This window comes from Enterococcus sp. AMC1251 (assembly GCF_058216535.1).
The window spans coordinates 2,049,070-2,073,292 of record NZ_CM177098.1; the positions used below are offsets into that span (position 1 = coordinate 2,049,070).

Below are 24,223 nucleotides of genomic sequence, written 5' to 3' on the forward strand. Positions count from 1 at the left end.
TCTCTTATTCATTTTGCATTCATTCGTGTCTTACCTTCTTGGCATATATAAAGAAGTGGACAAATATTGCATTTAGGACTTCGTGCTAAACAATGATAACGACCGAAAAAAATCATTGTATGATGGGTTTTCACCCACAATTCTTTAGGAATTTTTCTCATCAATGTTTGTTCGACTTCCATCACATTGGCATCTAATTTACAAATACGTAAACGTTTTGACACACGTTCAACATGTGTGTCAACTGCGATAGCCGGTTCGCCAAAAGCATCCCCCATCACCACATTAGCTGTTTTACGACCAACACCAGGTAAAGAAATTAACTCTTCACGATTTTCAGGTACTTTCCCACCAAACTGATCTAGTAATTGTACAGCACATGCTTTAATATTCTTTGCTTTATTTCGATACAAACCAATCGTTTTAATTTTTTGAATGATATTCTCTACTGGAGCTGCCGCAAGTGCCTCTGGTGTTGGATATGCGGCAAATAAGGCTGGGGTTGCTTTATTTACAGAAATATCCGTTGCCTGGGCACTTAAAATCACAGCGATTAATAGTTGAAATGGACTTTTATGTTCGAGCTCACACGCTGCATCTGGAAACATATCATACATGATTTCTATCGCTTCCATTGTTTTCTCTTTAGAAAGCATTTATCTACCTCCTACTCACTATCTTCTGGATTTAGCCAATTGTGTAAGGTAACTTTGGGTATTGCCTCATTTTGGGTACCTTGTTGCTCGATTTCTTTTTGGATAAGCGCCTGTTTCCGACGTTTTTGATCTTCTGCTACTTGCTCTTTCGTCGTAATATTTTTACGCTCCCAAGCCAGCAAAATGCGATCGATATACTTTAAACTATACGCTTGATTCAATACAGCTTCTCTTAAAGCCAATCGAATGAGTTCAGGTTGATAGTGATCTGTTTCTAACCATTGACCAATCATCTCCAGTTCAATTGGTGATAGTTGACGACCAAACTCTTTTTCAAACCCCTGATAAAGTTGTTTGATTATTTCTTCTGATGTCACTTCTTTTTGTTTTTCCGTCTGCTTTTGCTGTAGTAGATCAATTTTTTCAAAAATCGGTAATAAATCATACGTATCCATCATTTGCCCTTGATCATTTTGTTTTGTTTCAATAATCAAAAATCCGCGTGAAACGAGTTGATTCATCAATTTATAAATAACATCGATTGGTTTTCCCATCATTTGACTGATTTCAACTAAATCTGGAAATAAATCACCTTTTGCTTGGGAACGGAACAACTGCAGCCAAAATAAAAATTCTTCATCTGTTAAACCAATTTTTTGATAATTCTCAATAACCAAATTGGAGACAGTCGTTTCACCGGCTTTTAGATATTCTTTGATTGATAGCATAACTGCTCCCTCATTTCTGTTGCTAGAAAAAATTATTCTTTGATTTTGTATACATCATAATAAATAGATTTCATATAATCAATCAAATATTGTGGATTCAATGCTTCACCCGTTGCATCCAAAATCAATTGATTAGGTTTTGTTGATGCGCCATATTGGTGGATGTGATCAGTTAACCAATTTTTGATTGAAGAGTAATCGTCACTAGCTAAAACCGTATCTACATCGATTTCTTTCCCCAGTGCATGACGTAGTTGAGCAGCATACATGTAACCTAAGGCATAAGATGGGAAATAACCGAAGCTGCCACCAGACCAATGAACATCTTGCACGATTCCTTCTAAATCATTCTCAGGTCGAATCCCTAAATATTCTTCGTACTTATCATTCCAAATTTGAGGTAAATCTTCGACTGAAACGTTCTCATTAAAAATCATTTTTTCAATTTCGTAGCGAATAATAATATGAAGCGGATACGTTAAACTATCTGCCTCAATTCGAATCAAGCTGGCTTTTGTCTCTTTTAAAGAAGCATAAAAAGTATCAAACTCAATATCGTCAAAGGTACCTTCTGTACATTCTTTAAAAAATGGGAATTGTTTTTGCCAAAACAGTTTATTACTGCCGATAATAATTTCATTAAATAACGATTGAGACTCATGGATTCCCATTGAAGCCCCTGTTGACAGCGGCGTATAATCATATTTTGGATCGATACTTTGCTCATAAATTCCATGACCTGCTTCATGAATGACGCCAAAAGTTGCCATCGTGAAATCAGTTTCATCCCAACGCGTCGTAATTCGCGCATCATTTCGATTTAAATCCAACATAAAAGGATGAACTGTATCATCTAAACGACCACGAGAGAAATCATAACCTAACTGCTCTGCAACTCCTGTGACGAAGATTCTTTGTTGTTCTTTCGTTACACGTCTAGATAAAAAGTCAGTCCGCGGAGCCGTCCCTTTTTCGTCAATCTTCGCTCTGATTTCCATGATTCCTGTTTTTATTTGAGCAAAAATCTGATCTAACTTTTCAACACTTAACCCAGGCTCATAATGATTTAGTAAAACATCATAATTGGTTGCTTCATCTTTTTTCCAATATGGGATAAATTCTTTTAAAAAATTGATGATTGTTTGGATCTCGTTTTTCATTTCAGAAAAATCTTTTACTTTTCTAGCTTTTAGCCACGCTGTATGAGCATTTGTTAATGCAGTATTGTACGCCTGCATCCGCTCAGCGGGAATACTATGATTTAACTCATACTCTTCTTTAACCTTCTTATAAACCGCCAAGCCGACTTCAGATAGCTCATCAGAATGCGTATCAAAATAGGCTAAAGCTTCTTGAACTTTTGGTCCTACACTGCGCTCAAATGACATCCCTGATAAATAACCGACAACCTCTCCTCTAAATTCACTGCTGGCTTCTGGCATCCCCGTTTGACTATCCCATTCTAGTAAACCTAAAGATTCGTTTATCAACTCGATTTCTTTGATCTCATTTAAAAATTCTTGTTCTTTCATACCCTTTCACCTACTCATCTCTTGGTTTTCTTGGTGGTCTTTCTCCCCAATATTGGAACAAATCAGTACGTAAGGCACCGTTGTATAATTTTCTCTTCTTAGTAGCTCTTGCACTATAATATTGTTCAAACGTTAAATCACTCGTTAAAATGTATTTACTCCAAGTTTTCAGCGGACGGAAAACTTCGCCCATTTCTTTATATAATTTACGAACAGCTTCTTCTTCACCCAATCGTTCTCCATAGGGTGGGTTTGCAACCATTACGCCATATTCTTTTTCTGTCGCAAAATCATGTAACGCCAATTGTTTGAATTTAATAGAATCACCTAGACCAATTTCTTCCGCATTTGCTTTGGCAATTTCGATCATTTTGCCATTGATATCTGATCCCATAATATCTAGTTTAATATCATAATCAGCTTTTTCATCTGCTTCTTTACGTACTTTTTCAAAAACAGCAGAATCAAACCAATCCCACGTTTCACAAACAAATTCACGGTTAAATCCTGGTGCAATATTATGACCGATCAATGCCGCTTCAATACAAATCGTACCCGATCCACAAACTGGATCATAAAACGGACGATCTTTACGCCAATTCGTCAACATCACTAGAGCCGCTGCCATATTTTCTTTTAAAGGCGCTCCACCTTTTTCAATACGATAACCGCGTTTGAATAAACTTGGTCCAGTTGTGTCGATCGTTATTGTTACATGGTCTTTTAAAAGAGCAACTTCTAGCTGGAAGAAGGCCCCAGTTTCAGCTAAAGGCACTGTTGAAGGACGATGATAGACTTCTCTTAAGCGATTAACGATCGCTTTTTTAGTAATGGATTGACAATCTGGTGTGCTGTATAGTTTAGATTTGATTGATTTTCCAGCAACTGGAAATTCCGCATCCATCGGTAAATAATCTTCCCAAGGCAACGCTTTAACTTTTTCAAATAACTCGTCAAAACTAAACGCATCAAATTCGCCAACAATAATTTTGATACGGTCAGCAGTTCTCAACCACAAATTAGCCGTAGCGATCGTTTCCACAGTGCCTTCAAACAAGGCCTTCCCATTTTCTACTTCACAAGGAATGTCTAAATCACGTAATTCTTTGCCTACTAAGGCTTCTAAACCACTAGCTGCCGTTGCAACAAGTTTAAATGTTTTTTCTTTTGTCATAATATCTCCTCTTGTTCTTATTATCGTTAAGAACTCTCATTACTCTATCTACAATAAAACTTTTAAAAAAAGCCTTCACAACAAAGTTGGAAGGTCTCCTGAATACTTGTAATTTTCTGTAAGCCATGTTCTGTATCGAATGCTTCTCAGGAGAAAACACTCGACGGTCATCATCTATCTGCAGAAATTAATCTGCCTCTTCTACTCGTTCATTTCCTTTAGAAGAGCGCCCCTACCATTGTTTGGGTTGCTCGCTCGAGGGGTTTACCGCGTTCCACCAATTCCGTTTCCAAAATTGCTTCGTCACTGTGGCACTTTCAAGGGTACTTTGACATAGCCGAAACCTTAGTCATTTTTCCTGCCGTTACTTTATAAAGGAAAATCAGCTTGCATAGTCCTTGAACAAAATAGGAAGTTGACTCAAAATGAAACATTTTGAATGAGACTTATCTTTTTGTTAAAGAGGACTAGCTGAATTTACTGGATTAAGTACCTTAGCTTATGATTTCGCTAAGCACGAACACTACAGACATCGCAGTCTGTGCGAGCATGGACTTTCCTCAGCTTGAATAAATTCAAACCGCGATCACCCGAAAATTACAAAATGTTTAGTTGAATCAATTAAAATTGTCGTGTTTCTGAATTATCAATTTCACGTTCATATGAATTATGTAGCGTGCTTTCATATGGATTAGAATGGCTCATACCTGAAATAGGATTTGAAGCTGGAGTATCATCTAATTTTTTGCCGAATACTTCACGCTCTAAATTAGACAAACGTTTTAGAATATCAAAGTTTGTGACAGCAGCACTCTTAGGCATTTCTTGGGTACCGCGTGCAGGCATGGCTTGTTGCACTTTAGACGCTTGATCAAGCTTAGCTAGTAGACGATTATTTTCTTCTTTCAATGTCAAAAGTTCTTTGTTGTATGCTTCATAATCTTTGATTACATTATCTAAAAATTCATCAACTTCAACTGGATCATAACCACGCATTTTCGTTTTAAATTCTTTTTGTAAAATATCTTTTGGACTGTATACTAAATTTGCCATACTTACACCTCATTATTTTCTTTGATTGGGATAAAAGTTCATAGTTCAACAGCATTATTGTATCGGAAAATCAGCAGAAAATCAAACAGATTCTCACTATTCCATCGAGTTTTGTAAATCATCCATTGTTATTAGACGAATTTCATAGGGTAATTTTTCAGAAAAAGCTTCAGCATCTTTAAGGAAATACAACGTTTTCCCTGGATATTCTTTATCATACACCAATAAACTAGCTCCAGAATGTTCTAACAAAAATTTTGTATGCATTTTTAATTGTGCAGGTGATTTATATGGCTGATGACTAACTGAATCCACAAAATCAGCTAAAAGTTCAATTTTTTCTAAATTTCCACGATTCTTTTCATTCCAATTGCTACCAAATTCTTTAAAAGGATAGATAATCCCTAATTTTATTTCCGGGTATTCATTTTTCAATTCGGCAACAACTTCTGCTGCCCAACTCTCTGTTCCAAGATTGCCAGAAACCAAAACCCACTCCAATCCACTGTCCAAATAGCTCATGATTTCCTTTTTTAATACATTTTTAATAACTGTAATTTTAGGATCATTATCTTGAAAAACCCCGATTTCAAAGCTTTTATAACCAGTCACATAAAGTGTTTTTACGTTTCCCATAGACATTCCTTTTCTTTCATAAAGATTTTTTGTTATAATGTTGGCTAGGAGTGTGATAGAAATGGCTTTTCATTATCCTAATGGTACTCCCTATAACAATCATGAAGCACCCAAATCAAAAAAACAAGTAAAAAACCAAAAATCAATTCAATTTGGGAAACGAGGAATGGATTTTGAAGAAGAAATTAATAAAACCAATGCTTTTTATTTGGCGCGTAATACAGCAGTCGTTCATAAAAAACCTACCCCCGTTCAAATTGTCAAAGTTGATTACCCCAGCCGCAGTGCTGCCGTAATTAAGGAAGCTTACTTTAGACAAGCTTCCACAACCGATTATAATGGTGTCTACGATGGATTTTATCTGGACTTCGAAGCAAAGGAAACGAAGAACAAAACCTCTTTTCCTTTTAAAAACTTTCATCAACACCAGATCGATCATATCCAGCAATGTATGGCGCAAAAAGGAATTTGCTTTGTTTTATTGTGGTTCTCTTCATTGAATAGATGTTTCTTTTTTAGCGGAGAAGAATTAGTAACCTATTGGTCAGAACAAGAAAGCTCTGGAAAAAAATCGTTGCCTTTATCTATCATTGAAAAAAAGGGAATAGAAATCCAAATTGGCATTGCACCTAGAATTCCATACTTGGATGCAGTCAAGCAACATATTCAATCAAACAAAGGAGTTGCGATTAATGACAACTGATGAAATAGGATCACGTGCTGCAAGACATGGACATATGCCTACTTCTAAAAACACCGGAAAAAAAATGTCTAGCGACGGAAAGAAACCAAAGAAAAAACGAATTCTTTTAAAAATATTTTTAGGATTAGTTTTGCTTGGAATCATAGGTCTTCTAGCTGGTTTAGGTTTATTTTGGTCTTATGCAAAAGACGCGCCTAAATTGGAAGACGAAAAACTAAGTGCAACTGTTTCTTCAAAATTATATGATGCAAATAATGAAGTTTTTGAAGAATTAGGCGCTGAAAAACGTGAAATGATTAAGCCTACTGATGTACCGCAGCTACTTAAAGATGCAGTTGTCTCGGTTGAGGATAAGCGTTTTTACAAACATAGCGGTGTTGATCCGATACGAATATTAGGCTCTGCTTTTTCAAACTTTAAAACTGGCGGACTTCAAGGTGGTAGTACATTAACACAGCAACTGATCAAATTATCTTACTTCTCTACAAAAGAAAAAGATCAAAATCTTAAACGAAAAGCTCAAGAAGCCTGGCTTGCCATGCAATTGGAAAAAGAAAAATCAAAAGAAGAAATTTTAACGTATTATATTAACAAGGTATATATGGCTAATGGTTTATACGGTATGGAGACAGCTGCTCAGTCTTATTATGGAAAACCCTTGGCAGAACTAACACTTCCGCAAACTGCTCTATTAGCTGGAATGCCTCAAGCACCAAACGATTATGATCCGTATGTAAAACCTGATGTTGCTAAAGAACGACGTGACGTTGTTTTATACACAATGAAAGAAAATAAAAAGATCACAAAAAAAGAATATGATGATGCCAAAGCAACTCCGATTGATGAAGGTTTACAACCTTTACAACAGTCAAATGAAAACCGTAAGATTGTTGATAACTACATCAGAGAGGTTATCGCTGAGGTAGAAAGTTTGGGTAAAAATCCCTATACTGATGGTTTAGACATCTATACTAATCTTGACATGGATGCACAAAAACGACTTTATGATATCATCAACAGCGATACTTATGTAGAATACCCGGATCCAGAATTCCAAGTTGCTTCAACTGTGCTCGATGTAAAAACAGGTAAAGTCAAAGCTCAAATCGGCGGTCGACACATTCCTGACGATGTTCAGTTAGGCACTAATTTAGCAATTGAGACTGACCGCGATGTCGGATCAACAATGAAGCCAATCGCTGATTATGGTCCTGCCATTGAGAAGTTGAATTATTCAACTGGTCGTATCTTGATGGATAGACCTACTAATTATGAAGGAACAAATATTCCTGTTACAAATGCAGATATGCAATATTATGGCGCACTTACAATGCGTAAAGCAATCATGTATTCTCGTAATACAACTGCTATCCAAACATTTGATGTAGTTGGAAGTGATGAATCCGCTGCTTTTCTTAAGGATTTAGGGATTGAGTTTAAAGAAATTGTTGCTGCAAATGCAATATCTAGTAACACTAGCGAACTAGAAGGAAACAAATATGGCGTCTCTTCCTTAAAATTAGCTGCTGCTTACGCCTCATTTGCAAATATGGGCGTTTATAACAAGCCTTATTACGTCGACAAAATAGTCTATCAAGATGGATCGGAAGATGTGACAGAAACAGAAAGTAAACGCGCAATGAAAGATTCTACTGCCTATATGATGACAGATATGCTTAAAGATGTTATCACTGGCGGTACAGCCTTTAATGCTGGCGTTCCTGGATTGATCCAAGCTGGAAAAACTGGAACAGCCAACTATACAGAAGATGACCTAGTTAAAATAGGAGCTTCTGAGTCGTCTAGTATTGCACCTGACAGTACGTTTGTCGGTTATACGCCTCATTATGCCATTTCTGTTTGGACAGGCTATAAACAACGATTAACCCCTATTCCTTATGAATATTGGGGAACAGCTTCTGATGTTTATAGAGAAATGATGACTTACCTATCTGAAGGCGTTTCTAATGATGATTGGGTCATGCCGGATACTGTCATACGCTCCGGTAGTGAATTATATGTCAAAGGAGCTTATGAAGAACAATTATTGCCTTCAAACTCTGGTTATGAACCTTCTTCATCTTGGGAAAATCCAGTAAGTTCTGAAACTGGGACGACAAGTAGCTCGACGGTTCCTTCACGAACAGAAGTGTCATCTACTCAACCTAGTGAACCGCCAGTCTCTTCTACTCAACCAACTGAGCCTGTAGAATCAACAACTCCGACTGACGTTTTGCCAAGTAATGAACCGCCAGTCCAACCAACCACGCCACCTGTACAAAATAATGCCTCCAGAAGACGATCCTCTTCTGGCTGATATATGAATAAGTAAAATCAGCTTAGGAATAACTTTAAAAGTTATAACTAAGCTGATTCATTTTATTGATTATTTAACGCTGCTTCAACAAATCCTTTGATTAAAAGTTGTGGTCTATTTGGTCTAGAAATCAATTCTGGATGGAACTGGCAAGCAACAAAGAATTTCTTTTCCGGCAACTCAACAATTTCAACTAAGCGATTGTCTGGTGATACGCCAGAAAAAACCAAGCCGTTTTCTTCAAATAATTCACGATATTTATTATTGAACTCATAACGATGACGATGCCGTTCTTGAACAACTTCTTGTCCTTCGTAGGCAGTAGCTGTAACACTACCTTTTTTAAGTTTACATGGATATAAACCTAAACGCAGAGTTCCTCCAAGATTTTCTACATTTTCTTGGTCTGCCATCAAATCAATAATGTTGTTAAGAATATCAGGGTTGTTTTCAGCAGAGCCTGCATCTTCTAATTTTACAACATTACGAGCAAATTCAACACAAGCCATTTGCATTCCTAGACAAATTCCTAAAAACGGCACATCATTCTCACGAGCAAAGCGAATTGCTTCAATCTTCCCTTCTACTCCACGATCTCCAAATCCGCCAGGTACTAAGATTCCATCAGCTTCTTTTAAGATTTCTGCAACGTTTTCTTCCGTTAATTCTTGTGAATCGATCCAATCAATCGCAATATCAGAATCAAACGCAAAACCTGCGTGTTTCAACGCCTCAACTACTGAAAGATAGGCATCCGGAAGCTCGACGTACTTTCCAACTAATGCAATTCTAGTTGTTTTTTTCAAACCTAATACTTTTTCTTCGAGCAGACGCCACTCACTCATATCAGCAACTGGCGCATCTAATTTTAGATGATCACAGACGATCTGATCCATATTTTGTGCCTGTAGAGCTAAAGGAATCGAATAAAGTGTTTCCACATCACGTGATTCGATAACAGCTTCTGGTGCTACATCGCAAAATTGAGCTAATTTATTTTTTGTTCCTTGAGAAACAGGTGATTCTGTACGGACAACTAAGATATTAGGTTGAATACCTAAACTGCGTAATTCTTTTACGCTATGTTGAGTTGGTTTGGTTTTCATCTCGCCTGCCGCTTTTAAGTAAGGAATAAGTGTTGTATGAATATACATGACATTATCTCTACCCACTTCCGCTTTCATCTGACGCAATGCTTCTAAAAATGGTAAAGATTCGATATCTCCAACTGTTCCGCCAACTTCTGTAATAATGATATCAGCATCAGTCATACTGGCTGCCCGCATGATTTTATCTTTAATTTCATTCGTGATATGAGGAATAACTTGTACGGTAGCACCTAAGTACTCCCCTTTACGTTCTTTTCTTAACACTTCTGAATAAATTTTTCCAGTTGTTACGTTTGAATATTTATTTAAGTTAATATCAATAAATCGTTCATAGTGACCTAAGTCTAAATCTGTTTCGGCACCATCATCTGTGACAAAAACTTCTCCATGTTGGTAAGGACTCATTGTTCCTGGATCCACGTTGATATATGGATCAAATTTTTGAATCGTTACTTTCAAGCCGCGATTTTTTAATAAACGTCCTAAAGATGCTGCGACAATTCCCTTCCCAATCGAAGAAACTACGCCGCCTGTAACAAAGATATATTTTGTCATAATATAAAAAAACCCTTTCTCAAAATAGATTTGTAGAGATGAGTGAACAACAAAATTATTTTTTACTAACCATAAAAAACAAAAGCTCCCTATCCAAAAAGAATAGGGAGCTGGAATTCGTTGTAAACTTCTGACCTTCTCAAAGGTGCCCAAGTAGTATAATACAAGCAAATCTGTTTAAGGTCAAGTGTTTCTGCTAGAAGATTTTTAGTTTTTTACTAAAGTTTTGAAACTTCACTTATTTATTCTTTGATATAAGCATTTTTATATGTGCACGTTGCACCAAAGTTATGATACTCGATTCCTTCAACGCCAGGACGAACTAATTGCCCTCTTGCTTGTTGGTATAATGGGATCAAAGCAACATCTTCTTCCACTAACACTTTTTCAGCAGCAATCAATGTTTCCCAACGTTTCTCTGGTTCATTAGCGTATTTGTTTGAAGCATCATCGATCAATTGATCATATTTTTCACTACGGTAGCTTGTTTTATTTTTTGTACTAACTGAACTTTCTAAGAATGTCATTGGGTCTTGGTAATCTGGCCCCCACATGCTAACAGAAAGTTCATAGTCGCCTTTTTTCATTAGTTCAATAGAATTGTTTAAAGGAACTGTTTTTACATTAATTTTTAGACCAGGTAATGTTTTTTCTAATTGACCTTGGATGAACTCAGCTACCTTTTTATCGCCATCGCCATCTTTAGAAAGCAATTCAATCGTTACATCACCGTTCAATTCTTTTTTGGCTTTTTCTAAATATTCGTTAGCTAATTTTTCGTCTGTTTTAACTAAGTCACCGGCTTCTTTTCGGAAATCTTCACCCGTTTCAGGATTAGCAACAAAGTCTTTAGGAATATAACCATAAATCTCTTTTGAGCCGTCAGCTAAGATATTTTCGGCTAAACTCTTCTTATCAAGCGCATATGCAACTGCTTTACGAACATTTTCGTTTGCAAAGATCGATGGTTTGTCGTTTCGTTTTTGATTCATTCGTAGTGAGTAGACTTTTGAACGTTGAATGGCTTCATAGTCAGGATTGTCTTTATTTTGTTTTGCAAAATCCCCTGTAAGAATCGCTACATCTAGTTCACCCGATTCATAAAGGTTGAATACTGTATTTGTTTCTTTCAATACTTCAAAATGGATTTTTTCAGATTTTACTTTATCCGTGTCATAATAATTTGGATTTTGAACTAAATCCCATGACATTGATGATTGATCCCAATTTTCCATTAGAAAAGGACCGTTAGAGACGATGTTTTCACTAGACGTTCCATATTCTTTCCCTTTTTCTGTCACAAATTTTTCATTTTGTGGGAAGAAAGGTGAAAATGCAAGTAAAGATGTGAAATATGTTACTGGTTTTGCCATCTTGATTTCGAGTGTATAGTCGTCTATAGCTTTAACCCCTAATTCATCTGCTGATTTTTCTTCATTAACGATTTCTGTCCCGTTTTCAATCGTGCCATCCATTAAGAAAAAGTAATTAGCTTGATTTTTCGGATCTGCCATTTTTTTCCATGCGAAGACAAAATCATTGGCGGTTACGTTGTCTCCGTTTGACCACTTTGCATCTTCTCTTAATTTTATTTTGTATGTTTTACCATCCTCAGAAATTTCCGGCATTTCTTTGGCTACTGCTGGAATAACGTTGTCTTTTTCATCTAATTGATAGAGCCCTTCAAAAACGTTAGATTGTGCATTCACACTAGGCTCATCTTGTGTGAAAATCGTATCCATCGATCCCACTTCTGATGCTTCCATTAGATTTAATACTTTTGTTGACTTTTGATCAGTTGCTGCTTTTTGGTCTGCGCTATCCGCCAATTTGCCGTTGCCATTTCCCCCACACGCTGAAAGCAATAGCACTGTTGTAATCAATGCCATGCTGTGTTTTAATCCTTTTTTCATAGATTCCACCTTTTCCTTCTCTTTTTTTATTTATTACACAAGTTCTTCCAGTGAAACCAACTCTTGTTTCACTTCTAAATAAGCGTAAGGAAGACCTTGGTTTTTATATTCAAATTCCCCACGTTGATTATCGATCGGATCTGCTCGTAAAAAATGTTTTGGCGGATTGAAATCCCTTTGAATTTCACTATTTGCAGGCATTCTGAAAATATCTAGATTGCCAAAGTAATAATTCCAACGATCTAAATCGCCATTTCTACGTGCGCCACCGCCAAAAGATAGGTCAGCGAAAACCCAACCATAAGGCGCTACATAGAATTGCGCCCAATCATGACAACCAGTATAATATTGTGACACATATAAGCCTGACTGCCATTTTGCCGGGATGTTCGCCATTCGGCATAATGTAATGAACAATATCGCTTGAACGCCACAGTCCCCTTTTAAATTGACCGCAGCATACTCTGAAATATTCTCAATCGTAAAATATTCCCGCATAAAGGAATAATTAACTTTAGTTGTAATGAAATCATAGATTTTTCGCGCCTTTTTTATTGGATTGGTTTCACTAGATAGGATTTCATCAAGTAATTGTTCTAAATAAGGTGTAAAGCGAATGTGCGGCAATTCTTCATTTAGTTCAAATTCTGGCTGCAACTCAGATGCTTTTTCTGGATCTAGCTCTATATAATCGACTTGATTCGTATAGCTGTATTCCACTGAAAAAATTTGGTCCTCTTCTAAAATCGTTTCAAAATAAACTGTACGTTGCGCTTCATCTTCTGGTGCTATAAAGGTTGCGTCTGGCGTGGTATTTAAAATTTGAATATCTGATACTTGCTTGCAGTCTTTGGGTATTGGTAAATAGACTCTGACTGTTTCACCTGGACGTTCATGTTCTTTTTTTACTTGTATACTGGTCTTTAAATGGATTCTTACTTTCCTACCTCCAAGTTCTTTCATTTTTTGAACATTTTGAGTCAATTCTTGCTTTCTTGAACGATCTACTTCGTTATCTTCTTTTAAAATCAGTCTTGCTTCATAATCAGCTTGTGTCTTGATCAGATTCATTAAGAAACGACGTTGAAAATGAATCTTCCCATCAATATAAAGCCAATCTACTTTTCCAGTTTCCTTTAAAGCAGTCAATTCTTGCTCTTGATATTCTTTAAATGTTTCTTTCATCATTTTATTGGCTTCGTTAAAGTTAAATGGGTACTCATTGATTCCCACGATCCGAATAATATCTTGTTCAATTTCTAAGCGTCTTCTCAAAGATTCAGGTAGTTCACTTGATAATAGATGTTCAATTAACTTTTCAGCACCGTCAAAATCCCCATAGTTTTTCAACTTAATGATATCCTCTGGCAAAGGTACACTCATAAATTTTAAATCGTAATACATAGTTCACTCACCTTTCTTATTTACTCAAACCTAAACCAGCTTTATCGGATAAAGAAATCAAACTAGTTGCTTCTAATCCTACACCGCCAGGGATTGCCACTTCATTCAGCCCAAATGTTGCATCTAAATCTGCTCTAGTGATATTTTTAGTTGCTGCGGCTAAATGTGCTGCTGCAGTCACGCCAATGTTCGTTTCTTCCACCATACAGCCAATCATGCATTCCACACCTGCTGCTTCACAAATACTATTGATTTTTAGTGCTTCGTGGATGCCTCCGCATTTCATTAGTTTGATATTCACAAAGTCAACCGCACGTGCTTTAATTAAACGTAGAGCATCTTTTGAATTAAAACAGCTTTCATCTGACATAATAAGTGTCGATACGTTATTTGTAACGAAAGTCAATCCTTCAATATCCTGATAAGCAACTGGCTGTTCAACTAATTCGATATCGTATTGTGCAAGATGATTGATTGTATTTACAGCTTCTTTAGGTTTCCAGCCTTGATTGGCATCTAATCGTAAATTTATTTGACTGCCGATCGCTTCCCGGATTGTTTTGATACGAGTAATATCTGAAGTGAAACCTGTTCCTACTTTAATTTTCAACGTATCAAAACCTTGTGAAACAGCTAATTTGGCTTTTTCTGCCATAATTTCAGGACGATCGATGCCTATCGTCATATCTGTTTTAACACATGAATCAAACCCACCCAAAAGTTTGTAAACTGGTAGATTTGCTTTTTTTCCAAATAAATCATAACATGCAATGTCAATCGCTGTCTTGGCGGAAGGTGCAAACGCTGCCAAAGAATTCATAATGCTATGGATTTTTTCAGTGTCTAGAGGATCGACACCTATTAATTGCTTTTCAAATAATTTGATACACTCTGTTGTACCTTTTAGAGTTTCCCCTGTAATCAATATACCCGGAGAGCCTTCCCCGTAGCCAAGGATACCTTCGTCCGTTTCAATTTCAACAATTGCACTCATTGAATGCTTGATTGTTCCAAGTGAAATCGTGATTGGTTCTTTTAGCCTAACTGCTTTTGATGCTACATTTATTTTTGTTATTTTCAATTCATTTCCCCCAATATTCAATTTAAATCAACAATCATTTTTATTATTAACTCCTTAAAAACAATTCTATCTAGTGGTAATAATAAACAATTTTTTTAATTTAAATTAAATTTTACCACAAAATTTGAACTATTTGTTACAATTTTAAATTTACTCTATGTAAATGTCAATACAATAATGTGTATCCGATGTGTTTCTTTCAATCAAATGCCAAGTACTTGTAATTTTGTAACGAATCCGAGATAATATGAATGAAAAAAGGAATCTAGATAAAGGACGGCTGTAGATGAAATTTAGAAAAATCAAGAATTTAAGAAAAGAACAAAAAATTACTTTAACTGAATTAGGTGAAAAGACTGGCTACTCCGCTAGCTTCTTATCTCAAATCGAAAGAGGTACAAATCGCCCTTCACTTGAAGCGCTGAGAAAAATAGCTGAGGCACTAGGGGTTACTGTTGCTTCACTTTTAGCAAACGAAGCACCCAAAGTTATACAAAATGATGAAACTTCAGAAAATGGTTACAAAGTAATTCGCAACTCTTCCGGTACAATTTATAATCCTTGGCAAACAAACTCTACTTATTATGATACTTTGTTCAATTTACCCGTACATACAAACAATATGGTGATCTCAAAAATTTATATTGATGCGCAATCATCTTCTAGTGGTAAAAAGGTGGCTCACAATCTTTGTGAAATTAATTACATTATAAAAGGTGAGGCAACCATCGAACTAGCAGATGAGGTCTTAACATTACAAGAAGGAGATGCGATATTTTTAGAAGCGTTTACCCAACATAATATTATTAATGCAACTGAAAATGAGCTGATGATTTTTACTCTACAATTTTAGAGTATCGTTTATTAATGTCGACCAGATCTGCTATCAAAACCATTTCATTGAAAAAGATTCTCATTTACAAAGTATTTAAAAAAAGGTATCATATGGGAAGAACAATGTGTATAGGAGTACCATTATTGCTCATACGATGTGATTCGTTTAAGCTCAGTGGATGACTAAGAATAAGGAGTAGATACAATGACTGAAACAAATCGAGAATGGTCTGCTGAAGAGGTTGAAGATATCAAAGAACAAATTTTAACAGCGCTAGAAACAGTGATTGACCCTGAACTTGGAATCGATATTGTTAATTTAGGATTAATTTATGATGTTGAATTTGCGCAAAATGGCGATACTGTTATCAAAATGACCTTAACAACTATGGGATGTCCATTGGCTGACGTTCTTACTGATCAAATTCATGAAGCTTTAAAAGAAATTCCTGAAGTAAAAAATCCAGAGGTAAAACTCGTTTGGTATCCAGCCTGGACAACAGATAAAATGTCACGTTATGCACGAATCGCTTTAGGAATTCGTTAAGTTTTTCTAATTAATAATATTAGTAATCTCAGGTTTCATCAAAGGGACTAAAAACGGCAAAATGCTTAAATGTATTATACAGTTTTTAGTCCCTTTGACAGGAAATATGACAAGAGACATGCTTAAAATGATTTCGGCTTATCACTTTAGTTTTTCAATGTCCCCTTTGCCTGTTTATCAAATTTCTCTTTGAATGCGTGACAAACATTCGGTGATATTTGTAATGTTGCATCTTCCCTAAACAACAAATTGTTTTGAATTACTTTTTCTCGGTTAACATGACTTTTCTGATTGGAAGCACTACAGATACGAATACTAATCCTCATTTTTTACGCTTTCTTTTTTAATACTTCGCCTACCTGTGATTATCTCCTTTCCTATTCTTTCTTTCAACTCAATTAACTTTAAATATGTACCAAATTCTCATTTTATCCACTGGACCGAATTGGTCATAGAAGCTAGGTAAATCAAAATCATTGATTGCGCCCTCATCGATAATGTAAGGAGCAACAGGCTCGCTGTCTACTTTTTTAGTTTCTGATATTACTCCTAGTTTGAGATCTTCTTCTTGTTCTTTCCCAATTTCCGCTGAGATAACTTCTTCTGTTACTGGTGGTTCTTCTACATTTTCCGCAAGAACTTTGACCGCTCCAATTGCTAAAGGGCAAACTAACATTGCTACTGTGGCAAAATCAGCTAGTTTTTTAACTCTTTTATTGCGGATAAGTCTTGCAAATATGTGTGTTTTGTTTCACTCTTCATTTCATCTCCTTATTGTGTTTTAAAACCATTTTTCCATTGAGTAAAGCCACTTTTCACCTCCGTTATTCAACTGTTTATATCGAACGAAATAAGAAGATAACGAAAACACCAATCTAACAAGGTAGAAACCTTATTAAATCAGCGTTTTAAAGTGAATATTTATATGTATTATTGCTTAAACGGTTGTCTATATTGTAAAGGCTGTATGGTAGAATAATGTCAACATCGCATTGAAACTGGAGGGCGAAAATGAATAATTTACGAAAAACTATACTGAGTCAAATTTGTTATACTGATTTAGTCTACGGAAGAATAAATAAAAAGCTAAAAACTAATATGTCAAAAGACGAAATTGAAGAATTAGTTTACAAAATCATTGAATCTGAAACGAGTCTTATTAGCAAAATAGGAAAGAATTATTATATCGAGGGTGCCAAAGCTAAAGTTAGAGTAACTGTTAATTCCCATACTTATAGAGTTATTACTGCTGATAAAATTTGAATATTATACATCTATAGGATTTTAAGTGTTTACCAGAGTAAACTAGTAACATCCTTGGGTGCTACCATTGAAACTGAAAGCCCTTTCTGGTCGTATTTTTGTATTTTGATCTATGTATAGGAAACATAATAGATACTTAGTGTTTATATAGAAACCATGGAAATTATGGAAATATTGGTAACTATGGAAATCCAGGCAATCACGGTTCGATTGGATCTGTTCCTGGTTTTGACGACATAGATACTACAAGTCGCTGTCCATCAATAGCCATTAGAACTTCCTTTGAGAGATGATTATTCTATATAACAGGATACACTAAGACAAGGTAACCTATTTGGTTCAAATAAAAAATCCTGAAGCATAGCTCACTACAGGATTTTTTGCCGTAGAATTCTCAATTTCTTCTATTTAAAATGTTTTCTACAAAATAGTGTTTTACGGAACCCTAGCTAAACAAGAGGGAATTCACGAAAATTGCTCTTCAAATTTTTGTGAATTTCAGCTTATTTCCGAAGGGGATGCTTCTGCTCCAACCGTTTATTCGGATTTTAGGTGACTGGGTTGTAACTCATAGAGTTATGTCCCAGTCACTTGATTCGTTTCTACTGCTCGCAATCCAATGAAATCAAATCTTCATACGTTTCGCGGCGAATCACTAATTTATCCTGACCGTCTTCTACAAAAACAACAGCAGGTTTTAAATTACGATTATAGTTATTTGCCATTGAATAGCCATATGCACCTGTACTTGTCATAGCAAATAAATCCTCTGGCTCCATCGGCGGTAACTCAATATTTTTAATTAAAATATCCCCAGATTCACAATATTTACCGACAATTCTCATTTCTTTAGGCATTTCTGTACTGATTCTGTTTGCCAAAAATCCGTCATAATCCGCATCATACAAAGCTGGGCGGATATTATCACCCATTCCACCATCTACTGATACATAGTGACGTACATCGGGAATAATTTTTTGTGAGCCAACTGTATAGATCGTTGTTCCAGCTTCAGCGATAATACTGCGACCAGGTTCGATCCATATTTCTGGAAATGCATAATCTAGCAATTCACATTGTCCTTTTACTGCGTTTACGATAGCTTTGACAAATGCCTCAGGTTCTAGTGGATCATCAGCCTCTGTATATTGCACACCAAAACCGCCACCCATATTCAAAATATCCACAGTATAGTCAAACATTTTTTTCCATTCATTTAAAATCAACAGCATTTTCTCAACAGCTGCCAAAAAGCCTTCAGCAGAGAAAATTTGTGACCCAATATGACAATGTGCTCCTTTTAAGACTAAGCGTTCATCAGCCAAAATTTTTTCTAACGCTTGTGTCGCTTGCCCACTCGTTACATCAAAACCAAATTTAGAATCTACTTGTCCAGTTAAAATATACTCATGCGTTTCAGCATCCACGCCTGGTGTAATACGGAACATGACCTTTTGCTTTTTCCCAGTTTCTTTTAAAATAGCACTTAATAAGTCAATTTCATAAAAATTATCGATAATAATCGTTCCCACACCTTGCTCAACTGCGTAGGCTAGCTCTTCTTTGGTCTTATTATTTCCATGAAATTCGATATTTTCAGGTGACATACCACCTTTGATTGCCGTGTAGATTTCTCCAGCAGAAACCACATCACAACCTAACTCTTCTTCTTCTAAAAGTTGATACATCGCTAAGCAGCAAAATGCTTTACTTGCGTAAATCACCTTATTTTTTACTCCTAAAGAGTTAAAAGTTTGTTTGAAGCCTCTGGCACGCTCTCGAATATGGGCAACATCATAGACAAATAGTGGTGTTCCATATTTCTCAGCTAAACGAACTGTATCACAACCGCCAATCGTTAAATGCTCTTGTTCATTAAATTTTGCTGTTCCAAATAATAGTGGCATCTCTTCACCTTCTTCAATTGATTTATTAAAAATAATAGCATAAAAATGAAAAACTTCCTATCTCTTTTTCATTATTTTCACAAACGATCATTTATATGTTTAGCAACTGATTATATAATTCTCCACTTAATGCTTGCATCCCATCAGTAGCGGGTTGGTTTGCAAAAAGAATCACTAGATTTTGATTATCTTGATCTCCATAAATAACTGTAGCATAGCCACCTAAGCTGCCTTCAGAGTATTTCAAGTCATCGAAATAGATCATCCCTGCCTGATACCCTTCTTCTTTAGCATTTGCAAGTTGTTCATATTCGGCTTGATCAAAAAGCTGCCCGTTAGCTAAACTTTGAATAAACACCCAAAAGTCCTCAGTCGACATATACATATTACCCGCGCCTAATAAACTGGAAAATAACTTTTCATTTGCGGGAAACGGATCTGCTTGATAATCATCTTCCAGATAAAAATAAGGTTTTGGAATTGTTTCATCTTTAGGTAAATCATCCCAAAAATAAGTCTGGCGCAATCCTAACTTATCGATCACTCTTTTTTGAATGACTTTTTCATAGGATTGACCGGTGAGTTTAGAGATGATCCCAGCTAGCAATGTGTAGTTACTATTCGTATAATTAAATTCTTTGTCTCCTACCACAGACAAGCTGTTCAAAATATTCTCTATCTGACTTTCTTGATTTGTCAAAAGCTTGACTGGTTCCTCTTCTGCCATTAAAATACCTGAATTGTGATTGAGCAATTGTTGAATCGTGATGGTCTGACTTAAATCAATTTCTGGATAAAAAGTATCTAAGGTAGTCTCTAATTTAAGTTTTTCTTCTTTCACTAATTCTAAAATAATCGAGCCTGTGATGATTTTTTGTAACGATGCAATTGGGAATACGCCATCTATTTCATTTGGGCGCTGATTTTGTACATCTGCATACCCGTATCTTTGTTGATAAAAAATTTGATCTTGGTGAACAAGTAATATAGTTCCTTGAAAATGAGCTTCTTTGATCGTCTGATCGATATTATTTTTGCTTTCAGAATTTGAATGTCTATCCTCTTTGTTACTTTCTTGCTTTTCCGATGAATGTTCTATAAAAGGACCATTTTCTTTGTTAAAAAACCAACTGCTTAAAAGAATCACAAGGAAAAGAATCATTCCTCCTGCAACAACACATTTCCATCGCTTATTCATATCGCTCACTTCTTTCTCGATCCATTTCCATTAAATTATACCATTTACTGAAAAAAAAGCAGACTACTAAGAAAAAGAAATAATAAATGGACGAAAACAACACCCTATAAGCGTCGTTTTCGTCCATCTATTATTTCTATTGTTCTTGTGCAATCGTCAATATAGCCGCAGGAATCCTATAAGGGGAACATGAAATATAATCTATACCAATTTTTTTCAAAAAACGAATCGACTGAGGATCCCCGCCAACTTCACCACAAACACCGATTTTAATTGATGGATCAAAGTGTCTGATTTTATCTATAGCAATTTTCATCAAAGTACCCACGCCTTCTTCATCAATATGTTGAAACGGGTCTTCTTTCAATAATTTCTTATCCTGATAAGCTCCGATGAATTTACCAGAATCATCACGTGAAAAACCATATGTTAATTGGGTTAAATCATTCGTTCCGAAACTGAAAAAGTCAGAAACTTCTGCTATTTTTTCTGCAGTTAAGCAGGCTCTAGGTATCTCTAACATTGTTCCAATTTTATATGAAATGACTTGATTAGTTTTAGAAAAGATGGTTTGGATTGTTTGTTCTAAACGTTGTCTTAACCACGCCATCTCTTCTTTACTACCAATCAAAGGAATCATGATTTCTGGTACGATTTCTAGTGTCGCTTCATTTTGAGCAACTTCTATCGCGCTCTCAATAATAGCCGCTACCTGCATTTCATAAATTTCAGGCGTTGTAATAGCTAAACGACACCCACGATGTCCAAGCATGGGGTTTTGCTCGTGCAGCTCTTCAATACGATGCCTAATTTCAGCTGTTGTCCGTTGAGTTGCATTTGCTAAGTGAATTATTTCTTCTTCTGTTTGTGGTAAAAATTCATGAAAAGGCGGATCTAGCAATCGGATAGTGCATGCTTTTTCTTTTAGTAACGTAAACATTGCGCGAAAATCATTTTTTTGGAATTCCTTTAGTTTATTTAAAGGGGTTAAGAGTGATTGTTTATTCTCTGCAAGAATCATTTTGCGCATTTCAACTATACGTTCTTCTCCGAAAAACATATGCTCTGTTCTCGCTAAACCAATTCCTTTGGCACCTAATTTCAATGCTGTTTTAATATCTGCAAGCGTTTCTGCATTGGCTTTGACATCAATGCTGGCCTCTTCTTTTGCCCAGTCTGTGATGGTTTCCAATAACTGCCATTCATCCCCTGCAACGTAGGGAATACTACCAAGATAGATGGTTCCTGTGGTTCCATCAACCGAAATCGTATCTCCTTGATGCAAGGTAACTTCCCCTGCTGTTGCTTGTTCTAAAAATTCATCCACATGTATCTCTTCACAACCTGCAACACAACAAACACCCATTCCCCGAGCTACTACAGCGGCATGAGAGGTCATCCCTCCTCTTGATGTTACGATTGCTTCACTAACCACCATGCCTTCAATATCTTCAGGAGAGGTTTCTTGGCGGATCAAAATAACTTTTTCCCCTTGCTCACTCGCTTTTTTTGCTTGTTCTGCTGTAAAATAGATATTTCCACTAGCAGCTCCAGGGCTTGCTGGCAGACCTTTAGCAAAAACTATAGCTTTTTTTACTTCATTTGGTTCGAAAACAGGATGAAGTAACTGAGTAATCATCGTTGGATTAATCCGTTTAATCGCTTCTTTTTTAGAGATTATTCCCTCTTCAACTAACTGAATACAGACTTTAAAAGCTGATTTCGCTGTTCGTTTGCCATTTCTTGTTTGCAATAGATACAATTTGCGGTTTTCGATCGTAAATTCAATATCCTGCATATCTTTGTAGTGACTTTCTAGCAAGTGACTTAAGGTTAAAAACTCTTGATAGACTTCTGGCATCAACGTTTTAAGTGTGCTGATTGACTGAGGTGTTCGTATGCCTGCAACGACATCTTCTCCTTGTGCATTCATTAAAAATTCACCAAAAATCCCTTTCTCACCCGTTGCCGGATTTCTAGTAAAAGCAACGCCAGTTCCACTAGCAGCGCCAAAATTACCAAAAACCATTTCTTGAATATTAACTGCTGTTCCTAACGAATCAGATATATCATGCAGACGACGATAAGTAATTGCTCTCTGATTATTCCATGAACGAAAAACAGCTTCTACAGCCAACATTAATTGCTCGTATGGATCTTGAGGAAATGCTTGATGCGTTACTTCTAAAAAAATATTTTTATAAACCGCTACCAATTCTTGCCAATCTTCTACTTGCATATCTGTATCTGAACGATATCTTTTCTTTGACTTGTAAAAATCAAGCTGTTCTTCAAATCGATTTTTATCAATACCACAAACCACATCACCAAACATTTGCAAGAGTCTTCTGTAGCAATCAAATGCAAAACGACCCTCTCCTGTTTTTTTAGTTAATCCAAGAACAGTCTCATCGTTTAGGCCTAGATTTAAAATCGTGTCCATCATTCCTGGCATTGAAAATTTTGACCCACTTCTCACCGAAACCAATAATGGGTCTATATTGTCCCCAAATTTCTTCTGGGTTCTTTTTTCCATACTAAAAATATGTTGGCGGATTTCTGAATTAAGTTCAGCCGAAACATTTTCTTTCTTTGCTAAATAATCTAAACACGCTTCCGTTATGATCGTAAAGCCTGTTGGTACAGGTAGTTTCAGTTTTGTCATTTCAGCTAAATTGGCACCTTTACCTCCTAATAAATCTCTTTGTTCTTTATCGCCTTCTGAAAAATCAATCACATATTTCATAAATGAACGCTCCTTCTCATTTTATATAGTGTATCACATTAATATAAACACGATTATATTGTGTATCACATTCCTTGTCAACAAGAATTAGTATGGTTTATTTTTATGGTTGCTTTATTTTTATAAGAAATATATAATAATTAGTGTGTCATATTAAGAAAGTAGGTCGATAGAATGAAACTTACCTCAAGACAATTAGAGATCATCAAAATTGTTAAGGAAAACGAACCGGTCAGCGGTGACAATATCGCCAAAACGCTCGGTTTAAGCCGAGCGACCTTGCGAAGTGATTTAGCGATTTTGACGATGACTGGTTTGCTTGATGCTAGACCAAAAGTTGGTTATTTTTATACAGGTCAGACAATTGAGCCTTTGCTTTATGAAAAGTTATATAAAAAAACGGTGGAAGATATTATGCTGCCGCCCATATTGATCCATCAAAGTACAACAGTATATGATGCCGTGACAAATTTGTTTATGTACGATGTCGGCTCTTTATATGTTAAAGATGACAATGATGAATTGAATGGTGTCTTATCTCGCAAAGATTTACTCCGAGCTGCTATTAGTAATCCCAATACCGAAAAGACCCCTGTTGCCATGATTATGAGTCGCATGCCTAACATCATTACAATTACTCGCGACCGTACAATTTTAGAAGCGGGTGGCCTTTTGATGCAGCATAATATAGATACCTTACCTGTTGTTGAAATAGATGCGCCGAAAAAAGTGATTGGAAAAGTGACAAAGACCAGAATAATGTCTTACTTTATTAATGCTGGTAATGACATTGAAAAAGAGAACTATTGATAAGTAGAGATAATAAAATTAAATATAATAAAAATCGAACCTTAAAAATTAGGAGAG

The 24,223-nt window shown here is 36.0% G+C and carries 20 protein-coding genes and 1 other RNA gene; 6 read left to right on the forward strand and 15 right to left on the reverse strand.

The features are described from left to right. Positions 1–8 precede the first annotated feature (8 nt). The 7 genes from nth to AC4BBR_RS09680 all read right to left on the reverse strand — a co-directional run bounded on the left by nth (position 9) and on the right by AC4BBR_RS09680 (position 5,779). The gene (gene nth, locus AC4BBR_RS09650) at positions 9–656 is read right to left on the reverse strand and encodes an endonuclease III (RefSeq protein ID WP_490459362.1); all 648 of its coding nucleotides are present in this window, start codon (positions 654–656) and stop codon (positions 9–11) included. 11 nt (positions 657–667) lie between these two features. Next, the gene (locus tag AC4BBR_RS09655) at positions 668–1,384 is read right to left on the reverse strand and encodes a DnaD domain protein (RefSeq protein WP_490459363.1); all 717 of its coding nucleotides are present in this window, start codon (positions 1,382–1,384) and stop codon (positions 668–670) included. 32 nt (positions 1,385–1,416) lie between these two features. Then, on the reverse strand, positions 1,417–2,916 hold the full coding sequence (locus tag AC4BBR_RS09660) for a carboxypeptidase M32 (RefSeq protein WP_490459364.1): 1,500 nt from the start codon (positions 2,914–2,916) through the stop codon (positions 1,417–1,419). Between the two features lie 10 nt (positions 2,917–2,926). After that, positions 2,927–4,090, reverse strand: a complete 1,164-nt coding sequence (locus tag AC4BBR_RS09665) for a THUMP domain-containing class I SAM-dependent RNA methyltransferase (protein ID WP_490459365.1) — start codon at positions 4,088–4,090, stop codon at positions 2,927–2,929. 114 nt (positions 4,091–4,204) lie between these two features. After that, positions 4,205–4,688: RNase P RNA component class B (gene rnpB, locus AC4BBR_RS09670), an RNA gene on the reverse strand. A gap of 23 nt (positions 4,689–4,711) precedes the next feature. Further along, on the reverse strand, positions 4,712–5,143 hold the full coding sequence (gpsB, locus tag AC4BBR_RS09675) for a cell division regulator GpsB (RefSeq protein WP_490459366.1): 432 nt from the start codon (positions 5,141–5,143) through the stop codon (positions 4,712–4,714). Positions 5,144–5,239: 96 nt separating this feature from the next. Further along, positions 5,240–5,779 carry an SLOG family protein gene (locus AC4BBR_RS09680; RefSeq protein WP_490459367.1) on the reverse strand — a complete coding sequence of 180 codons (540 nt, stop codon included), beginning with the start codon at positions 5,777–5,779 and terminating at the stop codon, positions 5,240–5,242. Positions 5,780–5,840: 61 nt separating this feature from the next. Between AC4BBR_RS09680 and recU the strand changes: the two genes are divergently transcribed. Then, positions 5,841–6,482 carry a Holliday junction resolvase RecU gene (recU, locus tag AC4BBR_RS09685; protein WP_490459368.1) on the forward strand — a complete coding sequence of 214 codons (642 nt, stop codon included), beginning with the start codon at positions 5,841–5,843 and terminating at the stop codon, positions 6,480–6,482. Beyond that, on the forward strand, positions 6,472–8,799 hold the full coding sequence (locus AC4BBR_RS09690; protein ID WP_490459369.1) for a PBP1A family penicillin-binding protein: 2,328 nt from the start codon (positions 6,472–6,474) through the stop codon (positions 8,797–8,799). Before recU ends, AC4BBR_RS09690 begins: the two co-directional genes overlap by 11 nt. A 62-nt stretch (positions 8,800–8,861) precedes the next feature. On the opposite strand, the gene pyrG is transcribed toward AC4BBR_RS09690, so the two are convergent. The 4 genes from pyrG to AC4BBR_RS09710 form a co-directional block, all read right to left on the reverse strand. After that, complete coding sequence (gene pyrG / locus AC4BBR_RS09695; RefSeq protein WP_490459370.1) at positions 8,862–10,463, reverse strand: CTP synthase; 1,602 nt, start codon at positions 10,461–10,463, stop codon at positions 8,862–8,864. A gap of 242 nt (positions 10,464–10,705) precedes the next feature. Next, positions 10,706–12,376 (reverse strand): peptide ABC transporter substrate-binding protein, encoded by a 1,671-nt coding sequence (locus tag AC4BBR_RS09700; RefSeq protein WP_490459371.1) that lies wholly within the window; start codon positions 12,374–12,376, stop codon positions 10,706–10,708. 33 nt (positions 12,377–12,409) lie between these two features. Continuing rightward, positions 12,410–13,780, reverse strand: coding sequence for a transglutaminase-like domain-containing protein (locus AC4BBR_RS09705; RefSeq protein WP_490459372.1), 1,371 nt, complete (start codon positions 13,778–13,780; stop codon positions 12,410–12,412). 16 nt (positions 13,781–13,796) lie between these two features. Further along, entirely contained in the window at positions 13,797–14,861 is a 1,065-nt protein-coding gene (locus AC4BBR_RS09710; protein WP_490459373.1) for a dipeptide epimerase, read from the reverse strand. A gap of 286 nt (positions 14,862–15,147) precedes the next feature. Here AC4BBR_RS09710 and AC4BBR_RS09715 point away from each other — a divergent pair, with 286 nt between their 5' ends. Together AC4BBR_RS09715 and AC4BBR_RS09720 are read left to right on the forward strand one after the other, a co-directional pair. Further along, positions 15,148–15,714 carry a helix-turn-helix domain-containing protein gene (locus tag AC4BBR_RS09715; RefSeq protein ID WP_490459374.1) on the forward strand — a complete coding sequence of 189 codons (567 nt, stop codon included), beginning with the start codon at positions 15,148–15,150 and terminating at the stop codon, positions 15,712–15,714. A gap of 186 nt (positions 15,715–15,900) precedes the next feature. Continuing rightward, complete coding sequence (locus tag AC4BBR_RS09720; RefSeq protein ID WP_490459375.1) at positions 15,901–16,242, forward strand: metal-sulfur cluster assembly factor; 342 nt, start codon at positions 15,901–15,903, stop codon at positions 16,240–16,242. A 394-nt stretch (positions 16,243–16,636) separates the two neighbouring features. Here the strand turns inward: AC4BBR_RS09720 and AC4BBR_RS09725 are convergent, their stop codons facing one another. After that, complete coding sequence (locus AC4BBR_RS09725; RefSeq protein ID WP_490459376.1) at positions 16,637–16,918, reverse strand: hypothetical protein; 282 nt, start codon at positions 16,916–16,918, stop codon at positions 16,637–16,639. Between the two features lie 335 nt (positions 16,919–17,253). Here AC4BBR_RS09725 and AC4BBR_RS09730 point away from each other — a divergent pair, with 335 nt between their 5' ends. After that, positions 17,254–17,505 (forward strand): DUF3781 domain-containing protein, encoded by a 252-nt coding sequence (locus AC4BBR_RS09730; protein ID WP_490459377.1) that lies wholly within the window; start codon positions 17,254–17,256, stop codon positions 17,503–17,505. A gap of 602 nt (positions 17,506–18,107) precedes the next feature. Here AC4BBR_RS09730 and lysA read toward each other — a convergent pair. The 3 genes from lysA to ppdK form a co-directional block, all read right to left on the reverse strand. Next, the gene (gene lysA / locus AC4BBR_RS09735) at positions 18,108–19,412 is read right to left on the reverse strand and encodes a diaminopimelate decarboxylase (RefSeq protein WP_490459378.1); all 1,305 of its coding nucleotides are present in this window, start codon (positions 19,410–19,412) and stop codon (positions 18,108–18,110) included. A gap of 91 nt (positions 19,413–19,503) precedes the next feature. After that, positions 19,504–20,610 (reverse strand): serine hydrolase domain-containing protein, encoded by a 1,107-nt coding sequence (locus AC4BBR_RS09740; protein ID WP_490459379.1) that lies wholly within the window; start codon positions 20,608–20,610, stop codon positions 19,504–19,506. Between the two features lie 136 nt (positions 20,611–20,746). Then, on the reverse strand, positions 20,747–23,356 hold the full coding sequence (ppdK, locus tag AC4BBR_RS09745) for a pyruvate, phosphate dikinase (RefSeq protein WP_490459380.1): 2,610 nt from the start codon (positions 23,354–23,356) through the stop codon (positions 20,747–20,749). Between the two features lie 174 nt (positions 23,357–23,530). Here ppdK and ccpN point away from each other — a divergent pair, with 174 nt between their 5' ends. Further along, positions 23,531–24,166 carry a transcriptional regulator CcpN gene (ccpN, locus tag AC4BBR_RS09750; protein WP_490459381.1) on the forward strand — a complete coding sequence of 212 codons (636 nt, stop codon included), beginning with the start codon at positions 23,531–23,533 and terminating at the stop codon, positions 24,164–24,166. Positions 24,167–24,223 lie beyond the last annotated feature (57 nt).